Genomic DNA, 13,322 nt, shown 5'->3' on the forward strand with positions numbered 1-13,322 from the left:
TGATTCTCCATGAATCCGTCTTTTAAAAACGACCACTTCCCAATCTTTTTACTTGCTTTACACCTTAATCATGCTATAATGAGAGTATAAAACTTTGACTATTCTTGACCTTTTTCTTAGGCCAAGAATAAGAATGAAATGAGGTAGATGTATGCTCTGTCAAAACTGTAAAATTAACGACTCAACAATTCATCTGTATACCAATATCAATGGACAACAAAAGCAAATTGATCTCTGTCAAAATTGCTATAAAATTATCAAAACAGATCCAAATAATACCCTCTTTAAAGGAATGACTGACTTAAACAATCATGACTTTGATCCTTTCGGCGATTTCTTCAACGATCTAAACAATTTCAGACCTTCTAACAACACTCCTCCTACTCCCCCGACCCAATCAGGTGGAGGTTACGGTGGAAACGGCGGTTATGGTTCCCAAAATCGTGGACCTGCCCAAACTCCGCCTCCAAGCCAAGAAAAAGGCCTGCTTGAAGAATTTGGTATCAACGTAACTGAGATTGCCCGTCGTGGCGATATCGATCCCGTTATTGGGCGCGATGATGAGATTATCCGTGTCATCGAGATTCTCAATCGTAGAACCAAGAATAATCCTGTCCTTATCGGAGAACCAGGTGTTGGTAAAACTGCCGTTGTCGAAGGTCTAGCTCAGAAAATCGTTGATGGCGATGTACCACACAAACTCCAAGGCAAGCAAGTTATCCGTTTGGATGTGGTCAGTCTAGTTCAAGGAACAGGGATCCGAGGCCAATTTGAAGAACGTATGCAAAAGCTCATGGAAGAAATCCGCAAACGAGAGGACATCATCCTCTTTATCGATGAAATCCATGAAATTGTCGGTGCAGGTTCGGCGGGCGATGGCAATATGGATGCAGGAAATATCCTCAAACCAGCCCTTGCCCGTGGTGAATTGCAATTGGTCGGTGCCACTACTCTCAATGAATACCGCATCATTGAAAAAGATGCTGCCCTAGAGCGCCGTATGCAACCTGTCAAGGTAGATGAACCAACTGTCGAAGAAACCATTATCATCCTTAAAGGGGTTCAAAAGAAATACGAAGACTACCATCACGTCAAGTATACTGATGCTGCTATCGAAGCTGCTGCAAATCTTTCCAACCGCTACATCCAAGACCGCTTCTTACCAGACAAGGCTATTGACCTGTTAGATGAAGCTGGTTCAAAGATGAATCTGACGCTGAACTTTATTGATCCTAAAGTGATTGATCAGCGCTTAATTGAGGCTGAAAATCTCAAGGCTCAAGCTACACGAGAGGAAGACTTTGAAAAAGCCGCTTATTTCCGCGATCAGATTGCCAAGTACAAGGAAATGCAAAAGAACAAGGTGACCGATCAGGATACTCCAATCATCAGCGAGAAAACCATTGAACATATCATTGAGCAGAAAACCAATATCCCTGTTGGAGAACTCAAAGAAAAGGAACAATCTCAGCTTATCCATCTAGCAGACGACCTCAAAGCTCATGTCATTGGTCAAGATGAAGCTGTCGATAAGATTGCCAAAGCCATCCGTCGAAATCGTGTTGGACTTGGAACTCCTAACCGCCCAATCGGAAGCTTCCTCTTTGTCGGACCAACTGGTGTCGGTAAGACAGAACTTTCCAAACAACTAGCCATTGAGCTCTTTGGTTCTGCTGACAGCATGATTCGCTTTGACATGAGCGAATACATGGAAAAACACAGCGTGGCTAAATTAGTCGGTGCCCCTCCAGGTTATGTAGGCTACGATGAAGCGGGTCAATTAACAGAAAAAGTTCGTCGCAATCCTTACTCTCTCATCCTTCTCGATGAAGTCGAGAAAGCCCATCCAGATGTGATGCACATGTTCCTCCAAGTCTTGGACGATGGCCGTTTAACAGATGGGCAAGGACGTACCGTTAGCTTCAAGGACGCCATTATTATCATGACCTCAAATGCAGGTACAGGTAAGGCCGAAGCCAGTGTTGGTTTTGGGGCAGCTCGTGAAGGTCGAACCAACTCTGTTCTCGGTGAACTCGGTAACTTCTTTAGCCCAGAGTTTATGAACCGTTTTGACGGCATCATCGAATTTAAACCTCTCAGCAAGGACAACCTTCTCCAAATCGTCGAACTTATGCTAGCGGATGTCAACAAACGCCTCTCTAGTAACAACATCCATCTCGATGTGACAGATAAGGTCAAGGAAAAGTTGGTTGACTTGGGATATGATCCAAAAATGGGAGCACGCCCACTCCGTCGTACCATTCAAGACCATATCGAGGATGCCATCACAGACTACTACCTTGAAAACCCAAGTGAAAAAGAACTCAAGGCAGTTATGACAAGCAATGGTAAGATTCAAATCAAATCTGCCAAAAAAATCGAGAAAGCAGAAGAAATTGCTTCTGAAAGAGAAGATTAGAACTCGTAAAAAAGAACAGGAAACAAGATTTCCTGTTCTTTTTTAATTCTCTTCTTGAACTTGATAGCGAAGAATTGTTTTCAATTTACTTGGCTCCGTTCGATGAATATTATTGAGATAGATTTCTCGGTGGACTTCCGAAGTTCTTTTGAGTTTATGAAGTTGACAAAAATGCTCCATCTCTGCAAAAGTCTCATTTTCAGTATCAAAAGGTCCTACATGAAGCATAGCAAGGATTTGGCCTTCTTCTATCATTTCAAAACGAATAGCCTCATAAAGAAGATTTGGCTTCTTGATTTTGACCTCTTCCAAAGCTTTTTCAAATAGTTCTCTCGTAATAAAATCGGGTTGCCCAATCATAATACTATAAGAAAGCTCACTTTTTACCAGTTCTCCTTCCTTCTCCTTTTTCCAGATACCTTCTAAAGGAAAGACAGTAAAATCAGTGTAAACCTCATCCAGAGGAGTTTTTTTATACTTCATCTTTATCGCATAGGCTAAGACATATAAGGCCCCTACTCGTTCTGAAAAATCTTCTTGGTTTGGATCGCCTTTACCATCAATCACGATATAGGATTGACCAGATACCTGCAATATAGTGGGCTTAGCCTTCACTTGATAAAGATCTTTCGCTTCTTTTCTCCATTCGTACTTCATTTGGTTCTTCTCCTTTCTATCTCTAGTATAGCACCAAAAACCTGACATCTTCTGTCAAGATTTGTAAAGTTTTTGGATTTTTTCTAATCTAGAAAGCAATTCCTTCTTCAGATGATTGGGGACGAGTGTTTCCACCCCATCTAGATAAGATAGAAGGTAAGTATACAGACTTTCGTGCTCTGGTAAGACTGTCTTGACATAGTAGTAGCCATCTCTCCCCAAACTAATCTCATCTTCTGAAAAATCTTCATAAACCCGGAAAGCAAGCTTGGGGCTAAACTTCAAGGAAACTTCGATTTGATTTGCCACTTGATCTGAACTATCAACGGAATCCAGCACATTTTTCTGCTTCACAGTTTCAGTTGTTAGGTGATAATTCCTAATTCTAGACAATTTGAAAAAACGCCACTCTTCCTTCAAACAACAGTAGGCATGAAGATACCAATCTCTCTTTTTAAATACGAGTTTAAAAGGTTCAACTGCACGAATCGTTTTCTGACCACCCCCACCTAGATAAGTGATTACCAGCCGTCTTTTCTCAAGAATAGCTTGTTTGATGTTATCAAATAATTCTTTTTGACCTTCTCGCTTTCTCCAGTCAGTCAAGTCTACTTCTATCCAAGGACTGGTAGAAACTTGAAAAATAGATTCCAATTTTTCAAGTAACAGGTCTTGCCTATCATCAGTCAGGGCTTGAATCCCTTGCAAAGCTGACAGAAGTTCTATTTTTTCATCCTCAGATATGAGAGCACGATCCAGAACAAAGTCTTTCATTAAAAAGATTCCGCCCGCCTTCCCAGGTATCGAATAAAGGGGAATCCCCGCCATACTCAACCGCTCGATATCACGATAAATCGTTCGTACAGATACTTCAAATAATCGGGCTAATTCAGGAGCCGTTGTACTGCCTTTTTCTAAAAGTAGATATAGGATACGAAATAGTCTTGATTCTGCCATAAAATCACCTCTCTTTTATTATACCAGTTGTAGTGCTAGGATTGGAAAATTTAACGAGACAAGTATTGATCAAGACAAAGTAGCTTTTTCTGCACAAGTTCGTTGGTTTATTCTTGACAGCTAGCGCCTCGTCCATTATGATAATAATAAAGATACTAGAGAATGAGGAAAATGCAATGGCAAACCCAACTTTTGGTGATAAAAAAGAGAATGTGACCTACCAGCCCCGCCATGGTGTGTACGCAGTTATTCCTGATGCAGAAAAAAAACAAATCGTCTTAGTCCAAGCTCCCAATGGTGCTTGGTTCTTGCCAGGTGGAGAGATTGAAGCAGGCGAAGATCATCAAGAAGCACTGAAGAGAGAACTAATCGAAGAACTTGGCTTTACAGCTGAGATTGGAACCTATTATGGGCAAGCTGATGAGTATTTCTACTCTCGCCACCGTGATACCTACTACTACAATCCAGCTTACCTCTATGAAGCTATTTCTTTCCAAGAAGTACAAAAACCATTGGAAAATTTTAATCATATTGCTTGGTTTCCTATTGATGAAGCAATTGAAAAACTCAAACGTGGTAGCCACAAATGGGGCATTGAAGCATGGAAAATCCAGCATGGGATTGACTAAAATACACGATTTTATCCAAAAAGTGCTATAATAGAGTTAGAAATACAGGAGGGTATACTATGAAGCTCATCAATACGACAAACTCGCACTCGCATCTCGTTAAAAGTCAATTAGAAAGCACAGACGCAACACTTGTTGAAGTCTATTCTGCAGGAAATACTGATGTGGTTTTTACACAAGCCCCGCTTCACTATGAAATCCTCATTTCAAACAAACACCGGGCTATTCGTGACTCTGAAATCGAAATTATCCAAGACTTTTTCATGAAACGTAAAATAGATAAAGGAACCGTAGACGAAGCCAATATCAAAACTATCTATTCAGATAAATTGATTGAGATTTCAATCCCTATAAAATAAGAAGATTGGTCGGGAAAGCTGGTTTTCACTCACAAAAAAGATTGGCAGTATGCAACTACCAATCTTTTTTCATTTTATTTCACTGCTTCTTTCAAAGCATCTACCTTGTCCAAACGTTCCCATGGAAGGTCAATATCTGTACGTCCCATGTGTCCATAAGCCGCTGTTTGACGGTAAATTGGACATTTAAGATTCAGCATTTGGATAATTCCTGCAGGGCGAAGGTCAAAGATTTGACGCGCTGCTTTTTCAAGCTTACTTTCAGCTACTGTTCCTGTACCAAAAGTATCAATACGAACAGAAACAGGCTGCGCTACCCCGATAGCATAAGCCAATTGCACTTCTGCTTTCTTAGCAAGACCTGCTGCCACGATATTCTTGGCAATGTAGCGAGCTGCATAAGAGGCTGAACGGTCCACCTTCGTCGCATCCTTACCAGAGAAGGCACCACCACCATGACGAGAGTAGCCACCATAGGTATCCACGATAATCTTACGACCAGTCAAACCTGAGTCTCCTTGAGGTCCACCAATTACAAAGCGGCCAGTCGGATTGATGAAGAATTTTGTTTGATCATCCAAGTAGGAAGCTGGAATAACTTCTTTGATAACCTTGTCAATCACATCTTTGTGGATTTGTTCATTAGTAGCTTCTGGATCGTGCTGAGTTGAAATAACGACTGTGTCCACACGTACCGGACGGTCATTTTCATCATACTCAACTGTAACTTGTGATTTGGCATCTGGACGGAGATAGCTGATTTCACCAGACTTACGAAGTTCTGCCAAACGACGAACCAACTTGTGGCTAAGTGAGATTGGCAAAGGCATGAGTTCTTCTGTCTCATCCACTGCAAACCCGAACATGAGACCTTGATCTCCAGCTCCAATCAAGTCAAGTGGATCTTGGTCTGCATTTCCACGGACCTCCAAGGCTTCGTTAACACCTTGGGCAATATCTGGTGACTGCTCAACAAGTGACGGATGAACTCCCACCGTCTCCGCAGAAAAACCATATTCTGCATTGGTATAACCAATCTCTGCAATGGTATCACGAACCACACGGTTAATATCTACATAGGCATTCGTAGAAATTTCACCAAAAACATGGACAGAACCCGTGTACACAGCTGTCTCAGCAGCAACGTGCGCCTCTGGATCCTTTGCTAAAATAGCATCCAAAATCGCATCTGAAATTTGGTCTGCAATCTTATCCGGATGCCCCTCAGATACAGATTCAGACGTGAATAATTTACGTTCTGACATAAAAATGTCCCCCCTTAAAAAATATTGTTATAGAGTTACAAAGTACTGATAGGAAAACTACTAGTAATGAATACCTACCACCTTATCGGGACTATATAACCTTATCATTATACCACTTTTTACTTTTTTTTGCAGTATTTTCTCTAAATCGAAAAAAAGAACCTTACGGCTCTTTTCTCGTCATAAAAATTCGGTTTGTACTCCATAATACAGAAGATCATACCTATGCTTATCTGCATACTTCGTTTACAAACTACCTATTTTTTATCACAATGTTCTTACAAACAATCTTCCAGTTAGACTTACTGTTCCTTTGACTTTCTATTGCTTACAGTTAAGCCAAGTCCAGCCATTAGGAGGCCAAGTCCTACAATACCATAGTTTGCTGTATCAATACTTCCTGTATCAGGGAGTTTCGCCACTTCTTTTTTATAAGCTGTAGCTACCTGAACTGTGGAAGTTGGAGTCGCACTTCCTGTCTGAGCAATAGGTAGTGTTGTACGGCGTTCTAGGTAGAATTGGTAATTATCTTTCGTTACCTTGTAATTGTGTCCTTCAGTCACAGTTTCAACAATCAAAGACGCCACATCTTTAGTCAAGGTATCTCCAAATTTCTTACGGTAATCCAGAATTTTATCATCATTAGTAAAATCCTTGTAGTCTTTTTTAAATATGCTAGACGTTACTACAATTCTCTCAATACCATTTGCAGTTAATGTTGCAATTGTATCTGCAATTTTTGGAACTGATGGATCTTCTTTAATTGGATTATCTGATAATAGGACCGCAAACTTTTTGTTTTTAGGTGATTTAGACCAATCATATGTCGAAACAATTTGATTTAGTGCAGGTGTTGACGTTTCCTTAGAATCTCCTCCATGAGCAAGCTCAATTGCAGCGAGTGCTTTTTTTAGTTCAGCTGGATCAGATGTGAAATAAGAGCCACCAAATTTTGTTAGAATTGTACCTTCATTTGTTTTTTTATACTTACGCCCATAAACCTCATCGCTAAATGTTGCTAAACCAAAGCGTGCTGCCACACCATCTTTCGAGAGATTATTAACAAACTCATTAACATTATCTCGGACAGTATCAATAACAGTCTGCATTGAGAGCGAACGATCAACAACAAAAACGATATCGGCTGATTTAGATTTTGAAATCGTTCTTGTCGCTTTCTTGATTTCGACTGTAGTTGTTTTATCAACACGTTCATATTGGGTATAAGAATTTCCATCTTCATCTTTCCCACTCACTGTACTCTCAGTTGTTTCAGTCTTTGGAGCAGGAAGTTCTTCGCTTTTTACAGGTGCCACTTCTGTCTTTGTAACTTCTACTGTTGCAGTTTCTTCATGAATCTTTTGATCACCTTCTTGGCGTTCTTTCACGTCAATAGGTGAAACCTTCTTAGAAACATCAACAAGTTCTCCAGGTTTTGCATCTGATTTGTTAACGACTGGTTTTGCCTCGTCAGCTTTGATTTCTGCTACAGCAGTTTCGACTGCCGATTTACTTGCTTCAGTTTTCTTTACTGTTTCAGTTGAAGTAGATGCCGGTTTTGTTGTTTCATCTGCAGACACTTGTCCTACCTGAGCAAAAGCAAACAAAATTGCTACAGAAGCCAACCCAACTTTCATTTTACGGAATGAAAAACGTTGTTGTTTCATAAATGTTTTATCCATAGAAGTCCCCTTTTCTTTTTACGGATCAAATAGTATAATCCGATTGTTTTATAGTATAATAACACAAATTTGTATAGTTTTCAATTTTTTCCTTACGTTTTAAATAAAATATCAGTCTAAAAACAAGCTTTAAAACAGTTACTGTTTTATGATTCAAATTATTTAAAATATATAATTATTACCAATTTTGAATATTTCGTAAAATCATAACCACCCGTCTAACGGGTGGTTTGCACCAGAGCTATAAGCCCACATTACCAGCCAGCGCCTAAAGACGCTGGCTTTCACGTTGTTCAAGCCTCATTGCTCTTGACTCGTCACTTGCCTCTTAAAGAGACCTTGGTACTACTTACCACTATCCCTAAAGGGAGCCTCATATTCTTTTACACTTAAGAGTCTAGTGCTATATCATGCTTTACTCGTTCTTCTCTTTTTAGACTCGTGAAGAAATCATCCACTGGATCATTTCTTTAATCTTGAATATATTTCCTAATTGTGGCTTCATTAAGTCCTGCTGTACTTACATAATAATCTTCTGCCCAGAAATGCCGATTTCCAAACTTATACTTGAGGTTGGCGTGTTTGTCAAACATCATGAGTGCACTTTTACCTTTTAAATACCCCATGAAACTTGAAACACTTATCCTCGGTGGAATACTGACTAACATATGTACATGATCAGGCATTAAGTGACCTTCGATAATCTCAACACCTTTATAACTACATAATCGGTGGAATATTTCTCCCAAACTACTTCGATATTGTTTATAAATGATTTTTCGTCTATACTTAGGGGTGAACACAATATGATAGAACACATCCACTTTGTGTGTGATAAACTATGTGCCTTTTGTGCCCTCAACTTCTTTATTTTTAGGTTTCGGCAAAAATCATCCACTGGATAATTTTTCTTCTCCTTTCGCTTTACAATTGACTTGAACACCTTTATTGTATCGCGTTTGGAGTTTTTTGGTATAACCGTAGATAGCGCACCCGCATAGCGGGTGGTTTTTTTGTCTCGCACCTAATGGAGCGAGACGGACTAATAGTCACATAATAAAAACTCAGTAGAGTCAGGTGATTCTACTGAGTTTTTAAAATGTTTGGCGTTTGGCTTTTCGCTCAGCACGCCCACGTGCGCGATTTTCAGCACGCTTGGTTTTGCGGCGTTTTTCATCCACCGCCCATTGAATCTTCTTCTTATAGCCTGGTTTGACTTTTTTCTTTTCTTTTTAACCAAGCCAATCATTTCAATATCAAGCTTATCCTGCTTCTTTTCACGATTAGCACGACGATCACGGTCATAGGTATCTTGAAACTCTCCGTCTTTGACCATCTTAGGAGTAAACTTGATTCCTAATTTCTCCAACTCACGGATATCCGAGTCATCACTAGGCTGGTAAAGGGTAATCGCTGTACCAGGTAGACCATTGCGTCCAGTTCGTCCAACACGGTGAACAAAGAAGGACAAGTCTTGCGGAATGGCATCATTGATAACATGGCTGACCCCTTCAATGTCAATTCCACGCGCTGCCAAGTCCGTTGCGACAATGTACTCAAAATCCATATTTTTCACCTGATTCATGATCCGCTTGCGCTCCCGTGGGGGAATATCTCCATGGATTTTTGCCACTTTTAAACCTTGAGCTGTCAAATAAGAATGTAATTCATCAGCACGTGTTTTGGTATTAACGAAGAACATTGCCAAATAAGGCTGCATCAACTGAGTCAGCTGATAAATTTGAGCATTCTTGTCGCGGCCCTTGGTCGAAATCAACCAGTTGTCAATCGTATCTGAGATAACTGTTTTAGTCTTGATTTTTTCCATGACAGGATTTGACAAGTATTTCTTCAAGAACGGTTGCAATTTTTGTGGAATAGTCGCTGAAAAAACCATGAATTGCAAGTCTTTTGGAAGGCTTCCTGCAATCTTATCAACGGTTTCCAAGAAGCCCATATCCAAGGTCATATCCGCTTCATCAATTACAAAGGTCTTGGCCTTGTGAATAGCCAAATCACCAGATTTGACCAAGTCATAGATGCGACCTGGCGTTCCGATAACGATATGTGGTTGGTTGCTGGCAAGTTTTTCAATCTGACGCGCCTTATCCGTACCACCTACATAATTAACCACACGAACTTCGACATCTGAGTGAGCTGCAATCTGACGAGCTGCTTGGTAGATTTGAGTGGCTAACTCACGACTTGGTGCAGTAATGACTGCTTGCACACTATCGCTGGTTTCATCTAATTGCTGAAAAATGGGGAGTAAGAAAGTGTGGGTTTTTCCTGAACCTGTTTTTGACTCGCCCACCAAGTCACGACCCGCCAAGACAATAGGAATCAACTTTTCCTGAACTTCGGTAGGAGTCGCAAACTTCAACTCCTCCAATGCCTTTTCTATATAGTTTTTAAACTGAAATTTCGTAAATGACATATTATCCTCAATTCTATTCATCTAACCATTATACCATATTTTAAACATTTTCAGTAGTCCAGTTCGAGAAACAAAAAATGAAAGGAATTACTTCCTTTCATTTTTATTTCCAGGTCAATACAGCATTCAAACCATAGTGATCACTGACTTGTGGACTATTTTCTCCATCAAAAACTACTTGTAAACTCTCTACTTCTAACTCTTTGGTCGTAAAGACGTAGTCGATTCGTAGTGGTTCAGTATTGCCTTTCCAACCATCAATTTCTGGTGGAACGGTATAGCTACCACTTCTTTCTTTTGCAACTTCAAACGCATCTTGTATTCCTAATGGGCTAGCTAAAATCGCTTGATAACCTTCCTGACCAGCTGGATTATTAAAATCACCTGCTAAAATCAGAGGTTTGTCCAATTCTTTTAATACAGCCTCAAATCGTGCCCACTCTTCTTGGAAACCTTTATCCCACCAAGAGAGATGGACACTTGCAAGAGCAAGTTCCTTGCCTTCAACCTCTGTCTCCGCCAAGGCAACACGGCGAGTATGGTAGTCCGTTGGATCATCTACATCTGACACTAAAATTTCACGCGCCTTAATCGGTGTTTTGGATAAGATGGCTACACCTTCATGGTAGCGGTCATAGCCGATATGATTGTAAGCCCAAGTCCAGTAGTAGGTTTTCCCTTTCTCAGCCAATTTTTCAATCAGGAGCCGTACATAGTGATCCTGATGAATAGGTTCTGCTGATGGCAAAGCTTGATAGTGATTGTTAACCTCTACCTCCGGCGAAGTCATTTCTTGATTGATTTCTTGAAAACAAATTAAATCATAAGCTTTGTCAAGAATATCTTGGAGCAAGAGCTGGAATTTTTCCTCTGCTTCTTTTTCCATCCAACTATGAGTATTGAGTGTTAAAAATTTCATGCTTTTCTCCTAAAACAAGAGGTTAGAAAACAGATTCCAACCTCGAGTATATTACAATTCTACTTTAGCAACTGCTGTTTTAGCCACAAGAGAACCTGTTTGTTCTAATTTAACTGATTTGATAGCATCACCATTTGTAAAGACAACCACTGTTGATGTTTCACGACCTGCTGTACGGATAGCATCCAAGTCAGCTGTCACAAGAAGATCACCTGCTGCAACCTTTTGTCCTTCAGAAACGTGAACAGTAAATGGTTTTCCTTCAAGGCTTACTGTGTCTAAACCAATGTGAACCAATACTTCAAGACCTGCTTCAGTCACAAGACCAAGAGCATGTTTTGTTGGGAAGATACTTGATACAGTACCTGTAACTGGAGATACAATGTTTCCATTTGCTGGTTCTACTGCAAAACCATCACCCATCATTTTTTGAGCAAAGACTGGATCTTTCACTTGTTCCAAGGCAATAACTTGACCGTCAGCTACTGAGTAAACTTCCTCAGTTACACCTTTAAAATGTACAGTATTCTTTTGAGCTTCTGTCATTTGGCTTGGAAGAGTTTCAGGAATTACTTCACCTGAGTCAAGGATATCTTGGATATCAGATTTCAATACGTCAGCTTTTGGTCCATAGATAGCTTGGACACCTTGTCCTTTCATGACAAGACCCATAGCTCCTTCAGCTTTCCATTGTTCCTCAGTACCAACACGATCTGCATCCTTAACAGTTACACGAAGACGAGTCATACATGCATCTACATCTACGATGTTTGCACGACCACCAAGAAGGTTAATGATATTTACAGCTTGAGAAGCTGCTGCAACTTTTGTTTCTCCTGGAGCTGCATCTTCTGATGCTCCTTCAGCAGTTTCATAGTTTCCGTTACGTCCTGGAGTTGCATAGTTGAATTTCTTAATCATGAAGTCGGCAATGAAGTACATGATGACTGCAAAGAGGACAGTTACCCAGATAAAGTTAATGATATCCATACCAAGACCAGCGTTGATAGCGAGCGGAGTACGAGTTAAAAATTCAATTGAACCGAATGAGTGCATACGAAGGTGAACAATATCCGCCATAGCAAAGGCAGCACCTTGAACAAGAGCATACACTAGGTAAAGAGGTGTTGCGATGAACATAAACATATACTCGATAGGTTCAGTAACCCCTGTCAAGAATGTTGCAAGGGCTGTCGCAATCATCATACCCTTGTATTGGTGTTTCTTGTCAGCGTCAACATTGCGGTAGATAGCAACGATGATACCCATCAAGATACCGAATGAACCGATCATTTGACCAACTTTGAAACGAGCTGGGGTGATTGTTGTAAGAAGGTGTTGGTATTGGTCAGCATTTGAACCTTTAAGGTTAACAAGGTCTGTTACCCAAGCAAGCCAAAGTGGGTCTTGACCAAATACTTGAGTTCCTTTAGCTGCACCAGTAAGGATTTCGTATGTTCCACCAAGAGCTGTATAGTTCATTGGGATTGTCAACATGTGGTGAAGACCAAATGGCAAGAGCAAACGCTCCAAAGTACCATACAAGAATGGTGCGAGAACTGGCGCAGTTTCTTGAGAGTTGGCAATCCAAATACCAAAGTTATTGATACCTGTTTGAACTACTGGCCAAAAAGCTGAAAGTACGATTGCAGCGATTGCTGAACGAAGAATAACTACAAATGGTACGAAACGTTTCCCGTTAAAGAATGAAAGGGCATCAGGAAGTTTACGGAAGTTGTAGTATTTGTTATAAGCTGTTGCCCCTACAAAACCAGAGATAATCCCTACAAAAACACCCATGTTCAATGCTGGTGCTTCAAGAACACTGATGAAGTAATCAGCAACTTTGATTGAGCCCCCAAAGAGAGTAGTGACCATAGCCTCAGGGTTTTTCAGCATATCACTTGTAACTCCAAAGATAGTACCTGTGATACGGTTAATCAAGATAAAGGCAAGCCCGGCTGCAAATGCACCACCTGCACGTTCTTTTGCCCAGCT

Annotated in this window: 10 protein-coding genes and 1 pseudogene; 3 read left to right on the forward strand and 8 right to left on the reverse strand. The window is 40.5% G+C overall.

Features of this window, described 5'->3' with window-relative positions; genetic code table 11:
• The first annotated feature begins 151 nt into the window (after positions 1–151).
• Positions 152–2,419, forward strand: a complete 2,268-nt coding sequence (locus SORDD15_RS04510) for an ATP-dependent Clp protease ATP-binding subunit (protein ID WP_061414813.1) — start codon at positions 152–154, stop codon at positions 2,417–2,419.
• A 42-nt stretch (positions 2,420–2,461) separates the two neighbouring features.
• Here SORDD15_RS04510 and SORDD15_RS04515 read toward each other — a convergent pair whose 3' ends face one another.
• Positions 2,462–3,076, reverse strand: coding sequence for a GyrI-like domain-containing protein (locus tag SORDD15_RS04515; RefSeq protein WP_061414816.1), 615 nt, complete (start codon positions 3,074–3,076; stop codon positions 2,462–2,464).
• Between the two features lie 54 nt (positions 3,077–3,130).
• Positions 3,131–4,033 (reverse strand): helix-turn-helix transcriptional regulator, encoded by a 903-nt coding sequence (locus SORDD15_RS04520; protein ID WP_061414819.1) that lies wholly within the window; start codon positions 4,031–4,033, stop codon positions 3,131–3,133.
• Positions 4,034–4,209: 176 nt separating this feature from the next.
• On the opposite strand from SORDD15_RS04520, the gene SORDD15_RS04525 reads away from it, so the two are divergent.
• Positions 4,210–4,662, forward strand: coding sequence for an NUDIX hydrolase (locus SORDD15_RS04525; protein WP_061414823.1), 453 nt, complete (start codon positions 4,210–4,212; stop codon positions 4,660–4,662).
• A gap of 59 nt (positions 4,663–4,721) precedes the next feature.
• Positions 4,722–5,021, forward strand: coding sequence for a DUF1827 family protein (locus SORDD15_RS04530; RefSeq protein ID WP_061414826.1), 300 nt, complete (start codon positions 4,722–4,724; stop codon positions 5,019–5,021).
• A 74-nt stretch (positions 5,022–5,095) separates the two neighbouring features.
• Here SORDD15_RS04530 and metK read toward each other — a convergent pair whose 3' ends face one another.
• The 6 genes and pseudogenes from metK to SORDD15_RS04560 form a co-directional block, all read right to left on the reverse strand.
• The gene (metK, locus tag SORDD15_RS04535; RefSeq protein WP_061414829.1) at positions 5,096–6,286 is read right to left on the reverse strand and encodes a methionine adenosyltransferase; all 1,191 of its coding nucleotides are present in this window, start codon (positions 6,284–6,286) and stop codon (positions 5,096–5,098) included.
• 302 nt (positions 6,287–6,588) lie between these two features.
• Complete coding sequence (locus SORDD15_RS04540) at positions 6,589–7,968, reverse strand: VWA domain-containing protein (protein ID WP_061414832.1); 1,380 nt, start codon at positions 7,966–7,968, stop codon at positions 6,589–6,591.
• A gap of 345 nt (positions 7,969–8,313) precedes the next feature.
• A pseudogene (tnpA, locus tag SORDD15_RS04545) lies at positions 8,314–8,788 on the reverse strand (IS200/IS605 family transposase).
• Between the two features lie 222 nt (positions 8,789–9,010).
• Positions 9,011–10,405 (reverse strand): DEAD/DEAH box helicase, encoded by a 1,395-nt coding sequence (locus tag SORDD15_RS04550; RefSeq protein ID WP_061414835.1) that lies wholly within the window; start codon positions 10,403–10,405, stop codon positions 9,011–9,013.
• 103 nt (positions 10,406–10,508) lie between these two features.
• Complete coding sequence (locus SORDD15_RS04555; protein WP_061414837.1) at positions 10,509–11,324, reverse strand: endonuclease/exonuclease/phosphatase family protein; 816 nt, start codon at positions 11,322–11,324, stop codon at positions 10,509–10,511.
• 51 nt (positions 11,325–11,375) lie between these two features.
• Positions 11,376–13,322 (reverse strand): PTS transporter subunit IIBC (locus tag SORDD15_RS04560; RefSeq protein ID WP_231097632.1); only part of this gene is annotated, 1,947 nt, incomplete at its 5' end.

The organism is Streptococcus oralis (assembly GCF_001578935.1).
Taxonomy (GTDB): Bacteria; Bacillota; Bacilli; order Lactobacillales; family Streptococcaceae; genus Streptococcus; species Streptococcus oralis_R.

Excerpts from the sequence above, each read along its gene's own strand:
- SORDD15_RS04525 (WP_061414823.1), top strand. The coding sequence starts at position 4,210 with ATGGCAAACCCAACTTTTGGTGATAAAAAAGAGAATGTGACCTACCAG.
- SORDD15_RS04540 (WP_061414832.1), bottom strand. The coding sequence starts at position 7,968 with ATGGATAAAACATTTATGAAACAACAACGTTTTTCATTCCGTAAAATG.
- SORDD15_RS04550 (WP_061414835.1), bottom strand. The coding sequence starts at position 10,405 with ATGTCATTTACGAAATTTCAGTTTAAAAACTATATAGAAAAGGCATTG.
- SORDD15_RS04520 (WP_061414819.1), bottom strand. The coding sequence starts at position 4,033 with ATGGCAGAATCAAGACTATTTCGTATCCTATATCTACTTTTAGAAAAA.
- SORDD15_RS04555 (WP_061414837.1), bottom strand. The coding sequence starts at position 11,324 with ATGAAATTTTTAACACTCAATACTCATAGTTGGATGGAAAAAGAAGCA.
- SORDD15_RS04510 (WP_061414813.1), top strand. The coding sequence starts at position 152 with ATGCTCTGTCAAAACTGTAAAATTAACGACTCAACAATTCATCTGTAT.
- SORDD15_RS04530 (WP_061414826.1), top strand. The coding sequence starts at position 4,722 with ATGAAGCTCATCAATACGACAAACTCGCACTCGCATCTCGTTAAAAGT.
- SORDD15_RS04515 (WP_061414816.1), bottom strand. The coding sequence starts at position 3,076 with ATGAAGTACGAATGGAGAAAAGAAGCGAAAGATCTTTATCAAGTGAAG.
- metK (WP_061414829.1), bottom strand. The coding sequence starts at position 6,286 with ATGTCAGAACGTAAATTATTCACGTCTGAATCTGTATCTGAGGGGCAT.